This window comes from Hyphomicrobium sp., from assembly GCF_035687085.1.
Classification (GTDB): Bacteria; Pseudomonadota; Alphaproteobacteria; order Rhizobiales; family Hyphomicrobiaceae; genus Hyphomicrobium_B.
Genome location: NZ_DASRYS010000012.1, coordinates 1 through 17,235 on the forward strand (window position 1 = coordinate 1; position 17,235 = coordinate 17,235).

A 17,235-nucleotide genomic window follows, 5' to 3' on the forward strand; every position below is an offset into this window, starting at 1 on the left:
CTCATCGACGCCGCGCGTCGTCGCCAGAATGCGCGCGAGCGTCAGCGCGCCGCTCACCGTATCGCAGGTCGAGACGCCTGGGACTTCGAAGTTGGGATCGCGCGTCACGACGATGTTGTCGCGGCCGTCGAGCGGCTTGCCAATCGACTCGAAGGTCTTACGGCCCATGATGATGGGTTTGTCCATCGTCAGGCGGCGGAAGGTCTTGAGGTCGGAGGAGAGCCGCCACGGCAGGGTGCCATCGCGGCCGATGACGCCGTTCTCGGAGACGGCGACGACAAATGAGACTGTGATTTCGTTCATGCCGCTCGCATAGCAACGGCGCGCAGAAGAATCAAACCGGGGAAATGAACGTGGGATCCGACGATTTCCTGGGATCAAGCTCTTCGGCAACTTCTCTTTACGCGCAACACGTCCTACCGTTATGTCAAAAATGGGATAACGGGGAAGGCTGCGAAATGCGACGGGGCTTCTTCTACGGGTGGGCGGTCGCCACCACGTGTCTCTGGGCCGTCACTGCGGGTAGCGGCTGCGCCGTCTACATGGCCGCGACCCAACCCGGCGAGAAGGACCTTTCAGTTCTGTCTGCCGGCCAACCGCGGGCGAGATTGATTGCTGAGTTGGGACCGCCCGTAAGCACTCAGGTCGAGCGGGGCGTTCGCACCGATATCTTCAGCTTCACACAGGGTTACAATGGCGGGGTGAAGGCAGGTCGCGCCATTCTACATGGCGCTGCGGACGTTGCTACGTTCGGGCTTTGGGAAGCAGTCGGAACTCCGACCGAGGGATATTTCAGCGGAAGACAGTTGAGCGCCCAGGTGACCTACGACCATAACGACATCGTAACAGCGGTCGTCCCTCTCAAAGGCTCAGAGGAAATTCAAGCGGTCATGACGGATGCCCAACCTCAGCCGATCGTCACATCGAGCACTCGTTAGCCCGCTGGTCTAGACCGCCACCGGCGCCTTGATGTGGGGATGCGGGTCATAGCCCGTCAACTCGAAGTCTTCGTATTTGAAATCGAAGATCGAGGAGACGGCAGGGTTGATATTCATCTGCGGCAGCGGGCGCGGCGCGCGAGAAAGCTGCAGATCCGCCTGCTCCAGATGATTGAGATAAAGGTGAGCGTCGCCGAAGGTGTGCACGAAGTCGCCGGGCTTCAGTCCCGTCACCTGCGCCATCATCATCGTCAGCAGCGCGTAGCTCGCGATGTTGAAGGGCACGCCGAGGAATACGTCGGCCGAGCGCTGATAGAGCTGGCAGGAGAGCTTGCCGTCCGTGACGTAGAACTGGAACAGGCAATGGCAGGGCGCGAGCGCCATTTTCGATAAATCGCCGGGGTTCCATGCCGTCACGATAATGCGGCGCGAATCCGGGTTGCGCTTCAGATCAGCCACCGCGTTGGCGATCTGATCGATCGTCCGGCCATCGGGCGTTTCCCAGCTGCGCCACTGCTTGCCATAGACCGGGCCGAGGTTGCCCTCCGCGTCCGCCCATTCATCCCAGATGCTGACGCCGTGCTCTTTCAGGTAGCCGGTGTTCGTCGCGCCGGACAGAAACCAGAGCAGCTCGACGATGATCGACTTCAGATGCAGCTTCTTCGTCGTGACGAGCGGGAAGCCTTCCGACAGATCAAAGCGCATCTGGTGCCCGAAGACGGACAGCGTGCCCGTGCCGGTGCGATCGGTCTTCTTTGCGCCTTCGGTGCGCACGCGGGCGAGCAGGTCGAGATATTGTTGCATGGGGTGAGCACTAAGCGATTCTGGCGTGCCGATCTTCCCGCCTTCAGCCCAGCGCACCGGCGCCGGAGAAGGCCATCAACAGGATGATCATCGAGTTGTAGGCGCCATGACAGACGACTGGTGTCAATAGGCCTCCGGTCCGTTCGCGCAGCCAGGCGAGATAGAGCCCGATCAGCGTGATCGCGGCGATCCCGTAGGGCGAGTAATTCGCATGAAGCAGCGCCCAGGTCACGGCGGTGATCAATGCCGCGCCCGTAAAACCCAAGGGCGTCGGCCGCAGCGCCCCGAACAAGAGGCCGCGGAACAGGCACTCCTCGGCGAGCGGCGCGCCGATGCCCGCCGCCAGCAGGATGAGCCACCACGCGCGCGAGTTCATCATTTCCGCGAAGGGCTGCAGGTCGTGCTTCAGCGCATCCGGGTTGAAGACGTAAACGCATGAGGCGAAGGCCATGGCGAGCGCCGCCAGCGAGACAATCGAGAGCAGGATCGTCTTCACGCCGCCGGGCGGCATTTCGAATTTCAGAAAGGGTTGACTGCCTGGCCTTCGCCGGCGCCAGGCGTTCAGCAGCAGCAGCGAGGCGACAGATACGGCCTGGAACGCGAAGAGCGATGAGGCCACGCGGCCCGTCAGCAGGGCTTCGGGTTCGCCCGCCTTGAAGGCGCGCACTTCTCTGATCCCGCTCCAGGCATCGAAGGCTTTCGCCGCCACGTCGCCTGCGGCCTTGGCCACGGCGATGATTGCGACGGCAAGGACGACTGCGACCGCGGCGCCCTTCCAAATTTCCGCACGGGTTTGCACCGGAACCTTATCTTGCGACGATACGCTCACTCTCTACATTCTCCGGTGCGCCTCGCGCATATCGATGAAAGCATCGCGCCGGACGCGCTGACAATGCCTTAATACGGCGTCTCTCCTGCGGCGTGGCTGACCACTTCCTTCCCGGGTGAACAGATTTCTTCGCCCGGACGCGAAGATAGCCTCCGGAAACGCTTTTTTTCGCGGCGGTTGCACCCTATATTCGGAGGGCTGGCTTCGGCCAGCTATGGCGATAAACGCGGTCGTAATAAGCCGATCGGACCCGGGGGCGGTACCCGGCGCCTCCACCACATGCCGCCTTTCCTTGGCTCTTCCGAGTGAACAGGCGGCATCTGCTGGGGGCGAAATAGGATCGACGAAGGTGTAAAGGACTTAGCTTTTGCCCGGCATGATACCACCGTTATCGGGTCATACAGAATAGTTGCCAATGACAACTATGCTGAGGCCGCTCTCGCTGCGTAATGCAGCGCGACTAGCCTGAACTTGAAGCCCTTGCTCCTAGCAGAGTAAGGCGCGGTCCGGAGGGCACCGGGCAACAGAAGCCCTCCACTTCTTTACTGCGTCCCACGCAGGGTCGTCCGGTACTTAGACTGGCACTTGGACTTGACGGGGCGGCAAATCTGATTTCAGAGGTCAGACGAGGAATTTAGCGATTGAAGGCTGAGGCATGGCATCGGGGCCGTCCATAGATTACGCAAAGCTGCAACAAGAGGCGATGCGCGGCGTCGTGCGCGCAGTTCTGCAGCAGGTCGTGAAGACCGGGTTGCCTGACGAGCACCACTTCTACATTTCGTTCCACACGCGCGCCCAGGGCGTGATCCTGTCGAAGCGGCTCAAGGAAAAATATCCGTCAGAGATGACGATCGTTCTCCAGCACCGGTTCTGGGATCTGATCGTGTCGGAAGACCGGTTCGAGGTGAAGCTCACCTTCGACGGCATCCCTGAAAGGCTCGTCGTGCCCTTCGCCGCCATCAAAGTCTTCATCGATCCGAGCGTCCGCTACGGGCTGCAATTCGACGATGAAGCGAGCGATCGCGACGAGGCTTCTGCGCCCCGGGCGCTGACCGCCGATGCCGCCTACGATGGCGGTGACGTCACCGATATTCCGCGCTCGCAGACCAAGAAGCCGCGCACGCCGCGCAAGCCTCGCGACAAGGACGGACTGACCGGCGCGCCGCCGCTCGCCGCCGTCAAGAATGACGATGCGCTGCCGCCCAATCCGGAACCCGCAACGCGGGCCGGAGAAGATGCGCCTAAGGACGGTGACGATGCCGGTGATAGCGATGAGCAGTCGCCACCTGAAGGCGGCGCCAAGATCCTGAGCCTGGATCAGTTCCGGAAGAAATAAACCGGTTTTGCTTGGCGGCCGGGTGCCTGTGGGCAAGCCGGCCGCGATCAGCTTTCACTTCGCGATCAGCGACACGCGTGCCGCGAGCCGGCCGCCGATCAGCTTTCACTTCGCGATTGGCGACACGCGTGCCGCGAGCCGGCCGCCGATCGCATAAGAACACGCGCAGTGACTAGCTGGCTTTCTTCTGGAGTTCCTCGGCCATCTTGAGGTGCTTGCGGAGCGTGGGGAGCGTTTCCTTCGCGAGCTCGGCGACCTTGCCCGAGCCCTTCGCCTGCTCTTCAAACTTCTGAATGTCTTCCTGGTGATCCTTCACCATGTAGGCGGCGAACTCCTTATCGAAGTCCTGACGGGTCAAACTGTCGAGCTTCGTCTCTTCCTCTTTTCCGTCGTCCGAGAGCGTCTCGGTGTCAGGCACATTCATGGTCTTGGCGACGGCCATCGCCTGCTTTTTCGCCTTCATGTGGTCTTTGACGAGCTGCCTTCCGAAGTGTTTCACCGCTTCGTTGCCGCCCTTGGCCTCTGCAAGCCGCCCAAGCGCGATCTCGGAATTATCGCCCTTGATCGCCTCTTCGAGAAAACTCTTATCGTCCGCAAAGGAGGATGCTGACGGCAGGACCATCGCCGCGAGCGCGGCAAAAGCGAGCACATTTACTGATTTTTTCGACATGTTCTTTGCTCCAAACGGCCGCCCGCTTGGCCAATGCAATCGCCGCGGTGCTGCAAAGTTCCCGGAGTTCGAAGAGATGCCGTGGCGCCTTGGCAATTGATTTGTGTGAATACCAAGTCTGACGGATAAGCGCGGTGAGCATCCTAAGCTTTAATTCGTCAAGGCCGGTGCCCCAGCGGATGTGTTACCATTGGAACACCTCCGTCGACGGCGCTTCCCTAAAGCAGATCCAACTCCATTCATTCACGAGAGGATGTCATGGGTCTTTACGCTCGCCACATCGGTCCGCGCTTCGTGAGCTGCCTCTGCTCGATGCAGGACATCACGGCCGAACGCTTGAAAGTCGTACCGTACGCTTCCGGCACTGTGCTCGAGATCGGGATCGGCCCGGGTCTCAACTTGCCGCTCTACGATCCGGCCCGCGTGGAGCGCGTGATTGGCGTCGATCCTGGCTCCGATTTTCTTCGTATCGGCTCACGCCGGCACGCGGCGTCTCCGGTGCCTCTGGAGATTATGAATGCGCCTGCGGAGGCATTGCCACTCTCCGCCGCTTCGATCGACACCGCGGTCGTCACCTACACGCTGTGCTCCGTCGAGAACCCTATGCGCGTTCTTGCAGAGCTACGGCGTGTTCTTAAGCCCGCGGGCCGCGTGCTATTCTTGGAGCATGGGCTGGCACACGACGGGAAAGTCGCGACGTGGCAGCATCGGCTCAACCCGATATGGAAGCGCCTCGCCGTTGGCTGCAATCTCAACCGGCCCGTCGCGTCGAACTTCGAACAGGCCGGGTTTCGGCTGCCCGAGGTTGATCACTACTATCTCGGCGGCGCGCCACGTTCTGTCGGCTATCTTTGCAGAGGCGTCGCCGTGCCCGCAGGCTGACGGATATTTGCGCGCGATCTCATCTATCTCCGGGAATACGACGTGAAAATGTAATCCTTGGTCTGCGCTAACGCATGGCACGCGACTCCGCACTTGGCGTCGTTCGCCTGTGGCGCCGGATCTTTCTCCGTCCCGGGCGTGAACGTGTCGGACGCGGTGTCGTAGTTGAACGCGGCATATCCCCACCCGCCGCTGTCCGGATCCGTAAACCGCTTGCTGTCCTTTACGATGAAATCGACGTTCGCCTGCTCGCCCGGCAACTCCGTCGTCGGATCGGGAGCATCATCGCTTTTGACTGGCTTGTAATGGACCTTGGCGATCTTTGAGCCCTCCGGGAAAGGCTTCCCGTTACCGGGAACTCCCGACCGGTAGGCCTCGATCATCACCGGATTGGCGAGAATTAGAGCGAAGGCGTGTTCGGTTTTGCTGATTGAAACGGCCTGCCAGTCCTCGTAACCCCTGAACTCCGAGAACGAGAGCCCGCCCGGCACTTGCACCGTGTACTTGTCCTGCGCGGATATGGCTGCTCCACCCAGGGCCGCACAAACCGCCGGAACGATCGCCATCATCCAGTATGAAGTACGTGCCATCGCAATTCCTCCAGATTACAGCTCAACCTTCCGAAAAGAAGCCTTTTTCTATAGGCAAAAGCAAACCAAAGAGGCGGACAAGGTAATTTTCATCAAATATACCCCATCGCCGCCCGCGATCACATCCCAAGCTGCCAATCCCTTAGCCGACTTCCATTTCGTCGGTGAAAGGAGCATTCGCTCTCCTTCCAAAAGAAATGCTACGGGCGACGGCGATCGCATGAGCCAGCGACCTACGAGCTTGGCGTGCCGCCAAGCCGCTGGCCTTCACCGCTGGTCAAGCGTGGTGGCAAATGCGGCACGCCTTGCGGTTCGTTCGGAATAGCCCGGCTTACGAAAGGCCCTTTCTGTTGTGGCAAGCCGCACGTCAATCTAGCTTCGAGAGGGAATCATTTTTCTCAGCAGGTGCGATTATCTGCACCCTACGGGCACAACACATTACGTCTGCATGAGCTGGCTGCGATTGGTCGCATTATCGATGTCTCTGCTGATCCATGCCGCGATCGGCACCTTCATGCTGGCTTCATCGCGAAAATCCATCGCAGATGTGCTCGACCTCGGACAAGGAACGGACATCGTACGTGTCGAGCAAGGCATCGCTACCGAAGGGCTTTTGAATCTCGGCGACGCCATGCAGACGATCGAATCAGCCGAAGTCTCCCCGCTTCTACCGCCGCCCCAATCGGACGAGGTGAAGCCGGAGGAGTTACGCGACGTCATTTCCTCCGATGCGAGCAGTGTCGAGGAAGTCGCGGTCAGCACGCGAGAGGTGCCGTCGCCACCCCGGCCAGATGCCGCGCCGGTCAAGGAGATGCGGCCGCCTCAAGCTGCGGCCTCTACTCAGCAAAGCTCCGGCCCGGCGAAGACCGGCGGCGACGCGAAAGCGATCGGTATCTACCTTGGCCAGATCCAAAAGCACGTCGAGCGCACAAAGGTCAGTCCGCCGTCGCGGCGCTCCGGAACCGTTGTCATGCGCTTTACGATCGGCGTCGATGGCAAGCTCTTGTCGCGGGAAATCGTATCCGGCTCAGGCTTCAAAATACTCGATGATGCCGCTATTGCCGCGATCGACCGGGCTGCGCCTTTTCCACCCATACCGCCAAAAGTCAGCCCGAAAGCCATCTCACTTACGCAGCAATTCACATTCGAAGCGATACTTTCCGGCGGCGGATCACCTCGCGCACGCAGATAGCCGCAACCGCGCATTTCCCTCAATCGCTGAACATTTGAATGCACAACGTCTTTGCGAAGCGCACTTCAGTGCGTATGTAGTCCCCGAAACTTTACGGGATACGGAATGACCATTTCAAATGATGATGATCTCGAGCGGCTGAAGGAGATCGGCCGCGTTGTTGCCAACACGCTTGCAGCCATGGGAAAGGCCATCGAGCCCGGAATGACGACGGGCGAGCTCGATGAAATGGGCCGCGCGCTTCTTGAACGTGCAGGGGCCGTATCGGCTCCCGAGCTTTGTTACGATTTTCCTGGTGCAACCTGCATCAGCGTCAACGAGGAAATCGCACACGGCATTCCGGGCAACCGCCGGATCGCTGCGGGCGACCTCGTCAACATCGACGTATCCGCACAGAAGAATGGTGTCTTCGCCGACACGGGCGCATCGTTCGCCGTGTCTCCTGTCTCGCAAAGGATTGAGCGGCTCTGCCGCGACGGGCGCCGCGCGATGTGGACCGGCATCCGGCAGGTCGGCGCGAACAAGCCGATTGGCGGCATCGGTAACGCGATCGGCGCATTCGCCCGCCGCAACCGCTATACGCTCGTACAGAATCTCGCCAGCCACGGCATCGGGCATGCGCTGCACGAAGAGCCGGTGGAGATCGCGACGTGGCCGGTTTCGTCCGAGCGCCGGATCATGAACGAGGGCCTCGTCTTTACGGTTGAGCCGTTTCTCTCGCTTGGCGCCGAGTGGGCGGAAGATGGCGGCGAAGACGGCGATGCTTGGACGCTCTTCAGCAGTCCGTGCGCGCCGACCGTCCAATACGAGCACACCGTCGTCGCCACGCGTAACGGCCCCCTCGTCGTCACGCTGCCCGGCTAGCTCTCTGGGGACCGCTACTTCCTGTCCGGCCCAGCACCCGCAGAGTTGCCTCATTTACAGCGGATTGGGCCGAGACTAGACGTGATCCAACTCATCACTGACACTGAAAGCGGGAAGAACGCATGACCAGTTGGCTGACTGGCCTCGAGGGTGATTTTGCCATCAAGCTAACCCTTTGCTTGTTGCTTGGCGCGGCTATTGGCGTCGAGCGCGAGCTTCGTAACAAGCCTGCCGGCATCAGCACGCACTGCTTCGTGATGGCGGGCGCTTGCCTGTTCATGTTCATTTCGACGGTCGCCGACCCCAACAGCCCTGCGCGCATCGCGGCTCAGGTGGTCTCCGGCGTTGGCTTCCTCGGCGCCGGTATGATCCTGAAGAGCGAGAACAACAGCATCAAGAACCTGACGACGGCCGCGGCGATCTGGTTTGCCGCCGCGATCGGCATGGCTATCGGCATCGGCTGGTATGGGATCGCCGTCATCGCGACGGTTTACGCGATCGTCGTTCCGCGCATTCCCCACATCAAAAAGTGGAAGGAAAGCCAGCTCGACGAATAATCCGTTGAGGCGGTGACGCGGTTGCGCAGGCGGGGCTCCAACGGCCTCGCGCGCTCAGACTACGCCCCTATCTTGCCGGAAGGGGATTTACGGTCGCGTCGCTAGAAGAGGGCGAAGTCTGCCTGGCGGCGTAGCGCCGGGCCAGGATCGCGCAGGCGATCAACTGCACCTGATGAAATACCATGAGCGGCGTGACGATGACGCCCACCGCTTGGCCGGCGAAGAGAACATTCGCCATCGGCAAGCCGACCACCATGCTCTTCTTCGAGCCGCAGAAGACGATCGCGATCTCATCAGCGCGCGAAAATCCGGCGCGCCGGGCAAGTTGCGTCGTCGCGACGAGAACGAGCGCCAGGAGAATGATGTCGGCGGCGATGATGATGGAGAAGTCCGCGGGGCCGAACCGGTGCCAGAGTCCGCCGACAACCGCCTCGCTAAAGGCGCTGTAGACCATCAGCAGGATCGAAGCGCGGTCAATTGAGATCAGCATCGCCTTGTTGCGATCCGCCCACCGGCCGAGCCATGGCCGCGCGAGTTGGCCAGCGATGAACGGCAGCAGAACCTGAGCAGTTATGGCCTCGATGGATTGGAGCGACACGCTGGCGCCGCTCCCGTTGAGCAGTAACGCGACCAGTGCCGGCGTGAGCACGACGCCGAGCAGGCTTGATAAAGACGCGCTGCAAATCGCCGCCGGCACGTTGCCGCCCGCGAGCGAGGTGAAAACAATCGATGCTTGCAACGTCGACGGCAGCACGGAGAGGAACACGATGCCGACGTAGAGATCGTGCGACAGCACGTGAGGAACGAGCGCGCCCGACAGCAGCGCCAGCAGCGGAAACATCACGAACGTGCACAGCGTGATCATCGCGTGCAAGCGCCAGTGCGAGAGGTTTGCAATCACGGCTTCACGGGGGACACGGGCGCCGTAGAGAAAGAACAGCACGACGATCACGACCTTGACGAGATGCCCGAGAGACTCGGCCGCAATCCCGCGCGCAGGCAGCATTGATGCGATGGCCACCACAGTCATGATCGCAAGTGTGAAGGGGTCGGGGCGGAGGGCGTGAAGGCGATTGAGCATAAGTATTTCTGCTGCCGGTGGAATTGCGATGCTTGAGGGTGGAACGGTTCTGGTTCATTGTGAAGCCCGATTGCCGCTCTTACTGTCATCACGAAACGTGATAGATGTCCCATGTATGATCCAACTCAGCTCGCCACCTTCCTCGCCGTCACGCAGACGAAAGGCTTCAGCGAAGCCGGCCGCCAGCTCGGGTTGCGCCAGTCGACGGTCAGCCAGCACATCCGCAAGCTGGAAGAGAAAATCGGCCGGCGGCTCTTCGTGCGCGATACGCATTCCGTCACGCTCACCGTCGACGGCAACGCGTTGAAGGAATTCGCGAAGGGCATCGTCGAGCTGAATGAGCGCGCCGATCGCTATTTCGCGGGCACCGAATTGCGCGGGAGAATCCGGTTCGGCACGTCGGAAGACTTCGCACTCTCGCAGCTTCCCGAAGTGCTGCGGGAATTCCGCCGGCGCCATCCGGCAATCGACATCGAGCTGACGGTGGGCCTGAGCGGCGATCTCTATCGCAAGTTCGACGCGCGCAAGCTCGATCTGCTGCTCGCCAAACGGCAGAGCGGCGATAGCCGGGGCAAAGTCGTTTGGCGCGACAGGCTTGTTTGGGTCGGCCAGGAAGACTGGCAACCCGACCCGGACCGCCCGCTGCCGCTCGTGACGTTTCCGCCGCCGAGCATCGGGCACACGGCAGCGATCGCGGCGCTCGACCGGGCCGGGAGGCCGTGGCGGATCGCGTGCCTTTGCGAGTCTCTGAGCGGGCTCAGAGCGGCGGCGATGGCGGGACTTGGCGTCGTGGTGCAAGCACGCAATCTGATCGTCGACGGGCTCGCCGAGCTGCCGCGCTCAGCTGGACTGCCCGATCTCGGCCATACGGAGTTCGTCGTCATCTCCGCGGACAGAAATCATCGCAGCCCAGCCGCGGCGTTGAGCGCAGCGCTCATTGCGAATGCCGACCGGTTTCGAAGTCCTTGAGGCGAGCACTGGTGACGAATAATTCTCGGCGCCATGGATCGTGTTAAGCTTCGCCCATGAGCGACATCGCCGTTCGCAAAATCATCCACGTCGACATGGACGCCTTCTATGCGTCGGTCGAGCAGCGGGATAATCCCGAGCTGCGCGGCAAGCCCCTTGCTGTCGGTCATGGGGCCAAGCGCGGCGTGGTTGCGGCCGCGAGTTATGAAGCCCGCGCTTTCGGCGTGCGCTCGGCCATGCCGTCGACGACGGCCATGCGGCAATGCCCCGATCTCATCTTCGTGCCGCCGCGGTTCGAGGTCTATCGCGCCGTTTCGCGGCAAATCCGGGAGATCTTCGCTGCCTACACGCCGCTCATCGAACCGCTATCGTTGGATGAGGCCTATCTCGACGTCACCGAGAACCTGCGCGGGCTTCCGACCGCGTCCGAGACCGCATCCGAAATTCGCGCGCGCATTCTCGCCGAGACGAACCTGACGGCATCGGCCGGCATCTCGTACAACAAGTTTCTCGCCAAGCTCGCCTCCGACATGCGCAAGCCGAACGGGCAGTTCGTCATTCCGCCCCAGCGCGGCGCGGACTTCATCGCCAGCCTGCCGGTCAAAAAGTTTCATGGCGTGGGACCGGTGACGGCTGAGAAGCTCAACGCGCTCGGCATCCACACCGGCGCCGATCTGCGCGCGCAGAGCCTCGAATTTCTCGAGCAGAATTTCGGAAAGTCCGGCGCCTGGTATTACGCCATCGCGCGCGGCGAAGACGACCGGCCCGTCGAGCCCAACCGGCCGCGAAAGTCGTCAGGCTCCGAGACGACGTTTGCGGAAGATCGCTTTCATCCGGCCGAGATCGAAGCGGGCATCCGCGAGATGGCCGACGATGTGTGGGCGTGGTGCGAGAAGAATCAAAGCTTCGGCGCGACGGTTACCGTCAAAATCAAATACGCGGATTTCCGCATCATCACCCGCAGCCGCACGGTCTCGGGAACTGTCGCGACGCGCGAACGGCTGCACGAGATCAGCTTATCTCTTGTGCGATCCGTCTACCCGGTCACGACCGGCATTCGGCTCGTCGGCGTCGCCGTCTCGAAATTCGCCTCCGACACCGACGGCCAGCTCGATCTCGCTTTGGATGCATAGTTCATCGGTGATATTGATCCCAATATCTCCGCAATGGTCTGCTTAGGGAATGACGCGCCGGCGGTTCGGCAGGTAAAAGGCTGACATGATCCAGCACGCCAAGGCCAAGTCCAAAAGGAATCCCGAAATCGAGGGCGGGGTCGTTCACGCGCTGCCCGATGATCTGGCTGCTGCGCTACGCGCAAACGCGGACGCACTGGCGACGTGGCGAGACATCACGCCACTCGCCCGCAACGAATGGATCTGCTGGATCCTATCCGCCAAGAAAGCGGAAACGCGGGCACACCGCATCACATGGGGTTGTTCAAATCTTGAGGCCGGTAAGCGGCGGCCGTGCTGTTGGCCGGGCTGCAAGCACCGGTAAGGACGCTTGCCGATTTCGCGCATGAGTTGGGCTTTTTGTCCGATTGCTGACCTTTCCGCGATTCAGGTATCTTCGAACATCACAACATTCATCCGCGGACGAACATGCCGGACGGCACAGCCACCGCACATCAGTTCACGCCAAAGCTCAAAACGACTTTGACGGAAGGTTATGGTCTCGGCGCACTCCGCAAGGATGTGCTCGCGGGACTGACTGTCGCGATCGTCGCGCTTCCGCTCTCGATGGCCATTGGCGTTGCGTCTGGCGTCTCGCCTGAGCGTGCGCTCTACGCCGCCATTATCGGCGGGTTCCTGGTTTCGGCATTGGGCGGCAGCCGCTACCAGATCGGCGGACCCGCGGGCGCCTTCATTGTGCTCGTCTCGGCGACGGTCGCACAGCACGGCGTCGAGGGCCTTCTGCTCGCCGTGCTCATGTCCGGATTGATGCTGGTGGCTCTTGGACTTTCCGGCCTCGCCAGACTGATCAAGTACGTGCCGCACGCCGTCACCGTCGGATTTACCTGCGGCATTGCCGTCACCATCCTTGCGAGCCAGCTGCGCGACTTTGCGGGTCTGCCGGTGACTGGCGCCGAGCCCGGCCATTTGATCCCCAAGCTCATCGCGCTGGCCCCCGCATTATCGTCGGCCAATGCGTATGCGCTTTTGCTCAGCGTGGGGTCGGCCGCAATCATTTTTGCGCTGAAGCGCTGGCGGCCATCGTGGCCCGGTATGCTGATCGCAGTCGTGGCGGCGTCGTCCGTCGCCGCACTCTTCCATTTTCCGGTCGAGACCATCGGCACGCGCTTCGGTGGCCTGCCGAACGGCTTGCCTTGGCCGCAGATGCCCACGATCACTTGGTCTCTCGTCCTTGATCTTCTGCCGACGGCGCTATCCTTCACGCTGCTCGGAGCGGTGGAGAGTTTGCTATCGGCGAAGATCGCCGATGGCATGACGAAGCGAAAGCATCGCTACAATATGGAGGTGCTGGCGCAGGGCATCGCCAATGTTGCATCGGCTGTGTTCGGCGGCATCAGCGTGACCGGCACGATCGCCCGCACGGCGACGAACATTCGTGCCGGCGCGGTGAGCCCCGTCTCCGGCATTGTGCACGCGATTTTCCTGCTGGCGTTCCTTCTCGTTGCGGCTCCGCTCGCCAACGCCATTCCGCTCGCGGCGCTTGCGGGACTTCTCGTCGTCGTGTGCTGGAACATGGCGGAGAAGGAAGAGTTCGCCCACTTGCTGCGCCACTGGCCGACCGCAACGGTTCTTCTTCTGACTTTCGGCCTGACGCTCGTTTTCGATCTCACCATCGGCATCATCGCGGGATGCGTCGCGTCCGCCGCTATTTGGTTTGCAGGCTCGCGCGGTAAGTCTGCGTGATGGGGCGGGCGTTTTGCCCCAAGCAGAGTGTTCCGCATAAGCCGAAGGCGCTGAGCGCCTCCGGCCTTGCGCCCTTTTTTCAGAACGACAGGCCACACGCCTGACGAATCGCGATCTGAACCGGCGAGGGAGGCGCAGCCGGATCGAACTCACTCTTCGGCAGGAGTGGTGGCTGTGCCATGAACCGCGGCCGTTGCCCCCGGTGAGGTTGCGCGGCGTGAACAAGAAACGGGTGGCACAGATAGACGCTGCCTGCCGCTCCTGTTGCCAACGCGACCTCGCAATCCTCCGTTGAGGCGTAACCGCTGGCGGAGAGCTGCCGGAGCGTCGCGCCTGCTTCGCCATAGGGCAGCAACTCCCGCGCGATAGTCATATGCGACCTTTTTCGGATCCGCGTGGGCGCATCATCAGCGCCGACATCCGACAACAGGAAGAGCATCAGCAAGGCCCGCCCGCTGCTCTTCACGTTTGCTCGCCATTCCATGAAATCTGTCGTTTCGAACCCGAAACTCATATCCACATGCCAGCCGTCGTCGCCAGTCGATATGCGCGATGGAAAGCGGATCGGAATGGTCCCGAGGCCATTCGGAGGAAGCCAACGTCCTTCGCCCACCAACTGATCATAGGCACGGTGAAGGAGTGGTGTGTTGGCGGCTTCAACGAATGGCGGCGACGCCTTGAAGGCCACACGAACGATAGGCTCGTTCCAGCTTGCAGGGTCGTCTGGCGACAGGCCAATCTCAGCCCACAACGCGTTCCTGCACTCCTTCGCAAGGTCAGCGTTAAATGCAGTCTCGATTTTGACGAAGCCATGATCGATGAAGGCCTGCACCTGATACGCGGTGAGGCCGACGTGCTCGGATCTTGTCATTGATACGTTTCTCCGTTCGGCTCTCGCGTCTGCGGAGCCGGTTGACCTGATCGGCGCCAAAGCGCCGGAACGACATGCAGCCGTTCAGGTCAGCGGAAAAAATGTGGACATAAAGATCATGCCGAACACTATATCGAGTGCGAGTTCGCCACAAGCCCAGCCCGGCGAGTCACGAGCTCATCGCTAGACTCCAACAGTCTGTTCACGGCCGATGTCAGCTCATGGCCCGGAGCAGATGTCCTGCAACCCGCTAACCATTCCGCCAACTTCGCCGCTGAAACTTATCCCCGCTTCCACCGCCGCCCGCATACTGCCCTTCATCTTCCCACGCTTACAGAGGGCATGAGCTCGTGCCGCGAGACATGTGTGGTGAAGAGCATGTGGGGCCGCGCGGAGAAATCGGTATGCCGCGGGTTCGCTGCCTGCCGCGCGCGGGCCTCTCAGGAGGCGGCGCGGTGAAACGCCTGCTCGAAAGGAGATGCGGGGGCGGATGGCGGGTTCGACGGCTCAGGGGTCGCTTTCATAAGCGATCCGCACTCATACGAGAGGCGCCGGACGCAAGGGCCGGGGCCGAGGCGGAGAGTTGGCATGCACGGGGCGGCATCGGTCCGCATCCTCAATCCAAATGCAAAGCGCGAGGCCCTGCCGCCCCGTCCCTTTGTTTGTTTATCTACGGCGACTCGCGTTCCGCGAGCCGGCCGCCGTGGACGCTTGCTGTCGTGCAGGCCGGTTGCGCGTGTCTATTCCCTCTCCCCGCAGGCGGGGAGAGGGAGAAAGTTTGGTCATCCTCGGCTGCATGCCGAGGATGACGATGGTTGGCACACCGCTCTGGGTCCCGGCTCGGCGCTGCGCTTCAGCCGGGATGACAAGGGGTGGACGCGATCGGCCCCACAGCTGTCATCCCGGGCGAGCCATCTTGCGAGACCCGGGACCCAGCACACACCTGTCATCCTCGGGCTTGTCCCGAGGATCCATCGTTCCACATCGACGGTGTCCGCTGCGCTATGGATCCTCGGCATAAAGCCGAGGATGACAGTGGGGGGATGCGAGAATTCATCATCAACACTGACGTCATGCCCGCGGAGGCGGGCATCCGCCCAAGTCACTGGCTTGGATGGATCCCGGCCTTCGCCGGGATGACGGTGGAGATGGAGCGAGCGCAGACCGCCGCCTTCGTCATCCTCCGCCGAGCGCCCCGCGCCGAAGGCCGGGAAGACAGTGGGATGCCAGCCGTTACCGATTACCGGCTCGACAAATGGGCGTGTATGCGCGACGAAGCACGCAAATTTCATCCGATCCATCACGGGACCGACACCATGAGCAAGACGCGCACCGAAACCGACACCTTTGGCCCGATCGAGGTCGCGGCGGATCGCTATTGGGGCGCGCAGGCGCAGCGCAGCCTCGGTAATTTCAAGATCGGCTGGGAGAAGCAGCCAGCGCCCGTCGTGCGCGCGCTCGGCGTCGTCAAGCGGGCCGCGGCCGAGACGAACGTGGCGCTCGGGCGGCTCGATCCCAAGATCGGCGAGACCATCGTCAAGGCGGCACAGGAAGTGATCGAGGGCAAGCTCGATGCGCACTTCCCGCTCGTCGTCTGGCAGACGGGCTCGGGCACGCAGTCGAACATGAACGCCAACGAGGTGATCTCGAACCGCGCCATCGAAATGCTCGGCGGCGAGATGGGTTCGAAGAAGCCCGTGCATCCCAACGACCATGTGAACATGAGTCAGTCGTCCAACGACACGTACCCGACGGCCATGCACATCGCCTGCGTGGAAGAGATCCATCATCGCCTGCTGCCGGCGCTGCAGTATCTGCGCAACGCGTTGAACGACAAGGCGCATGCGTGGTCGAAGATCATCAAGATCGGGCGCACGCACACGCAGGACGCGACGCCGCTCACGCTCGGCCAGGAGTTCTCGGGCTACACTCAGCAAGTTGAAAACGGCATCAAGCGCATCGAGCAGACGCTGCCGGCGCTGATGGAACTGGCGCAAGGCGGCACTGCCGTCGGCACCGGCCTCAATGCGCCCGTGGGCTTCGCCGAAATGGTGGCGGATCGCATCGCGGCCATCACCGGGCTTCCGTTCAAAACCGCGCCCAACAAATTCGAGGCACTCGCCGCGCACGATGCGATGGTGTTCTCGCACGGCGCGATCAACACGGTTGCCGCCTCGCTCTTCAAGATCGCCAACGACATCCGCCTGCTCGGTTCGGGCCCGCGGTCGGGCCTTGGCGAGCTATCGCTGCCAGAGAACGAGCCGGGCTCGTCGATCATGCCGGGCAAGGTTAACCCCACCCAGTGCGAAGCGATGACCCAGGTTTGCATTCAGATCTTCGGCAACAACGCCGCGATCTCGTTTGCGGGCAGCCAGGGGCATTTCGAACTCAATGTCTACAATCCCGTCATGGCCTACAACTTCCTGCAGTCGGTTCGGTTGATGAGCGATGCCGCCGTGTCGTTCACCGACAACTGCGTGACCGGCATCGAGCCCAGAGAAGACAACATCAAGGCAGGTCTTGAGCGTTCGTTGATGCTCGTCACGGCTTTGGCGCCGAAGATCGGTTACGACAATGCTGCGAAAATCGCGAAAACCGCGCACAAGAACGGCACGACGTTGCGCGAGGAGGCGGTCGGCGGCGGCTATGTCACCGACGCGGAATTCGACGAGGTCGTGCGGCCTGAGAAAATGATTTCGCCGGAGTGAGGCTTCTTGTTTCATCAAACTCTCCGCGGCGTTTCATGCGTTCGCGGAGAGACTTTGATGATCCTTCA

At 61.6% G+C, this 17,235-nt stretch carries 18 protein-coding genes and 1 other RNA gene; 12 read left to right on the forward strand and 7 right to left on the reverse strand.

Annotation, left to right across the window (positions count from 1 at the left end; genetic code table 11):
* A partial coding sequence (locus VFG26_RS09290; RefSeq protein ID WP_325024551.1) for a dihydrofolate reductase occupies positions 1-303 on the reverse strand: 303 nt, incomplete at its 3' end.
* Between the two features lie 155 nt (positions 304-458).
* On the opposite strand from VFG26_RS09290, the gene VFG26_RS09295 reads away from it, so the two are divergent.
* The gene (locus VFG26_RS09295; protein ID WP_325024553.1) at positions 459-938 is read left to right on the forward strand and encodes a hypothetical protein; all 480 of its coding nucleotides are present in this window, start codon (positions 459-461) and stop codon (positions 936-938) included.
* 9 nt (positions 939-947) lie between these two features.
* On the opposite strand, the gene VFG26_RS09300 is transcribed toward VFG26_RS09295, so the two are convergent.
* Positions 948-1,742, reverse strand: coding sequence for a thymidylate synthase (locus VFG26_RS09300; protein ID WP_325024555.1), 795 nt, complete (start codon positions 1,740-1,742; stop codon positions 948-950).
* A gap of 43 nt (positions 1,743-1,785) precedes the next feature.
* On the reverse strand, positions 1,786-2,571 hold the full coding sequence (locus VFG26_RS09305) for a type II CAAX endopeptidase family protein (RefSeq protein ID WP_325024557.1): 786 nt from the start codon (positions 2,569-2,571) through the stop codon (positions 1,786-1,788).
* Between the two features lie 158 nt (positions 2,572-2,729).
* Here VFG26_RS09305 and ssrA point away from each other — a divergent pair.
* Positions 2,730-3,110, forward strand: a transfer-messenger RNA (tmRNA) gene (gene ssrA, locus VFG26_RS09310).
* Between the two features lie 116 nt (positions 3,111-3,226).
* Positions 3,227-3,907: an SspB family protein gene (locus tag VFG26_RS09315; RefSeq protein ID WP_325024559.1), complete on the forward strand. Its 681-nt coding sequence runs from the start codon at positions 3,227-3,229 to the stop codon at positions 3,905-3,907.
* A gap of 172 nt (positions 3,908-4,079) precedes the next feature.
* Here the strand turns inward: VFG26_RS09315 and VFG26_RS09320 are convergent, their stop codons facing one another.
* Positions 4,080-4,577: a DUF4142 domain-containing protein gene (locus tag VFG26_RS09320; protein ID WP_325024561.1), complete on the reverse strand. Its 498-nt coding sequence runs from the start codon at positions 4,575-4,577 to the stop codon at positions 4,080-4,082.
* Between the two features lie 258 nt (positions 4,578-4,835).
* Here VFG26_RS09320 and VFG26_RS09325 point away from each other — a divergent pair, with 258 nt between their 5' ends.
* On the forward strand, positions 4,836-5,459 hold the full coding sequence (locus VFG26_RS09325) for a class I SAM-dependent methyltransferase (RefSeq protein ID WP_325024563.1): 624 nt from the start codon (positions 4,836-4,838) through the stop codon (positions 5,457-5,459).
* Positions 5,460-5,482: 23 nt separating this feature from the next.
* On the opposite strand, the gene VFG26_RS09330 is transcribed toward VFG26_RS09325, so the two are convergent.
* On the reverse strand, positions 5,483-6,049 hold the full coding sequence (locus VFG26_RS09330; protein WP_325024565.1) for a cytochrome P460 family protein: 567 nt from the start codon (positions 6,047-6,049) through the stop codon (positions 5,483-5,485).
* Positions 6,050-6,512: 463 nt separating this feature from the next.
* Between VFG26_RS09330 and VFG26_RS09335 the strand changes: the two genes are divergently transcribed.
* The 3 genes from VFG26_RS09335 to VFG26_RS09345 all read left to right on the forward strand — a co-directional run bounded on the left by VFG26_RS09335 (position 6,513) and on the right by VFG26_RS09345 (position 8,662).
* Positions 6,513-7,241, forward strand: a complete 729-nt coding sequence (locus VFG26_RS09335; protein ID WP_325024567.1) for a TonB family protein — start codon at positions 6,513-6,515, stop codon at positions 7,239-7,241.
* A gap of 105 nt (positions 7,242-7,346) precedes the next feature.
* Positions 7,347-8,105 (forward strand): type I methionyl aminopeptidase, encoded by a 759-nt coding sequence (gene map / locus VFG26_RS09340; protein WP_325024569.1) that lies wholly within the window; start codon positions 7,347-7,349, stop codon positions 8,103-8,105.
* Positions 8,106-8,227: 122 nt separating this feature from the next.
* Complete coding sequence (locus tag VFG26_RS09345; protein ID WP_325024571.1) at positions 8,228-8,662, forward strand: MgtC/SapB family protein; 435 nt, start codon at positions 8,228-8,230, stop codon at positions 8,660-8,662.
* A 67-nt stretch (positions 8,663-8,729) separates the two neighbouring features.
* Here the strand turns inward: VFG26_RS09345 and VFG26_RS09350 are convergent, their stop codons facing one another.
* Positions 8,730-9,743: a bile acid:sodium symporter family protein gene (locus tag VFG26_RS09350; protein WP_325024573.1), complete on the reverse strand. Its 1,014-nt coding sequence runs from the start codon at positions 9,741-9,743 to the stop codon at positions 8,730-8,732.
* A 111-nt stretch (positions 9,744-9,854) separates the two neighbouring features.
* Between VFG26_RS09350 and VFG26_RS09355 the strand changes: the two genes are divergently transcribed.
* The 4 genes from VFG26_RS09355 (at position 9,855) to VFG26_RS09370 (ending at position 13,588) form a co-directional block, all read left to right on the forward strand.
* Entirely contained in the window at positions 9,855-10,712 is an 858-nt protein-coding gene (locus VFG26_RS09355; RefSeq protein ID WP_325024575.1) for a LysR substrate-binding domain-containing protein, read from the forward strand.
* Between the two features lie 56 nt (positions 10,713-10,768).
* On the forward strand, positions 10,769-11,845 hold the full coding sequence (gene dinB / locus VFG26_RS09360) for a DNA polymerase IV (RefSeq protein ID WP_325024577.1): 1,077 nt from the start codon (positions 10,769-10,771) through the stop codon (positions 11,843-11,845).
* Between the two features lie 85 nt (positions 11,846-11,930).
* On the forward strand, positions 11,931-12,209 hold the full coding sequence (locus VFG26_RS09365; RefSeq protein WP_325024579.1) for a YdeI/OmpD-associated family protein: 279 nt from the start codon (positions 11,931-11,933) through the stop codon (positions 12,207-12,209).
* A 104-nt stretch (positions 12,210-12,313) separates the two neighbouring features.
* Positions 12,314-13,588, forward strand: coding sequence for a SulP family inorganic anion transporter (locus VFG26_RS09370; protein ID WP_325024580.1), 1,275 nt, complete (start codon positions 12,314-12,316; stop codon positions 13,586-13,588).
* Between the two features lie 79 nt (positions 13,589-13,667).
* On the opposite strand, the gene VFG26_RS09375 is transcribed toward VFG26_RS09370, so the two are convergent.
* Positions 13,668-14,459, reverse strand: a complete 792-nt coding sequence (locus VFG26_RS09375; RefSeq protein WP_325024583.1) for a phytanoyl-CoA dioxygenase family protein — start codon at positions 14,457-14,459, stop codon at positions 13,668-13,670.
* Between the two features lie 1,265 nt (positions 14,460-15,724).
* Here VFG26_RS09375 and fumC point away from each other — a divergent pair.
* On the forward strand, positions 15,725-17,167 hold the full coding sequence (gene fumC / locus VFG26_RS09380) for a class II fumarate hydratase (RefSeq protein WP_325025059.1): 1,443 nt from the start codon (positions 15,725-15,727) through the stop codon (positions 17,165-17,167).
* Positions 17,168-17,235: the final 68 nt, after the last annotated feature.

Bases quoted from the DNA above. Each gene is read 5' to 3' on its own strand.
- VFG26_RS09345 (WP_325024571.1), top strand. From the start codon at position 8,228: ATGACCAGTTGGCTGACTGGCCTCGAGGGTGATTTTGCCATCAAGCTA.
- VFG26_RS09375 (WP_325024583.1), bottom strand. From the start codon at position 14,459: ATGACAAGATCCGAGCACGTCGGCCTCACCGCGTATCAGGTGCAGGCC.
- VFG26_RS09350 (WP_325024573.1), bottom strand. From the start codon at position 9,743: ATGCTCAATCGCCTTCACGCCCTCCGCCCCGACCCCTTCACACTTGCG.
- VFG26_RS09295 (WP_325024553.1), top strand. From the start codon at position 459: ATGCGACGGGGCTTCTTCTACGGGTGGGCGGTCGCCACCACGTGTCTC.
- map (WP_325024569.1), top strand. From the start codon at position 7,347: ATGACCATTTCAAATGATGATGATCTCGAGCGGCTGAAGGAGATCGGC.
- dinB (WP_325024577.1), top strand. From the start codon at position 10,769: ATGAGCGACATCGCCGTTCGCAAAATCATCCACGTCGACATGGACGCC.
- VFG26_RS09365 (WP_325024579.1), top strand. From the start codon at position 11,931: ATGATCCAGCACGCCAAGGCCAAGTCCAAAAGGAATCCCGAAATCGAG.
- VFG26_RS09300 (WP_325024555.1), bottom strand. From the start codon at position 1,742: ATGCAACAATATCTCGACCTGCTCGCCCGCGTGCGCACCGAAGGCGCA.
- VFG26_RS09370 (WP_325024580.1), top strand. From the start codon at position 12,314: ATGCCGGACGGCACAGCCACCGCACATCAGTTCACGCCAAAGCTCAAA.
- VFG26_RS09315 (WP_325024559.1), top strand. From the start codon at position 3,227: ATGGCATCGGGGCCGTCCATAGATTACGCAAAGCTGCAACAAGAGGCG.
- VFG26_RS09355 (WP_325024575.1), top strand. From the start codon at position 9,855: ATGTATGATCCAACTCAGCTCGCCACCTTCCTCGCCGTCACGCAGACG.
- VFG26_RS09325 (WP_325024563.1), top strand. From the start codon at position 4,836: ATGGGTCTTTACGCTCGCCACATCGGTCCGCGCTTCGTGAGCTGCCTC.
- VFG26_RS09320 (WP_325024561.1), bottom strand. From the start codon at position 4,577: ATGTCGAAAAAATCAGTAAATGTGCTCGCTTTTGCCGCGCTCGCGGCG.
- fumC (WP_325025059.1), top strand. From the start codon at position 15,725: ATGCGCGACGAAGCACGCAAATTTCATCCGATCCATCACGGGACCGAC.
- VFG26_RS09330 (WP_325024565.1), bottom strand. From the start codon at position 6,049: ATGGCACGTACTTCATACTGGATGATGGCGATCGTTCCGGCGGTTTGT.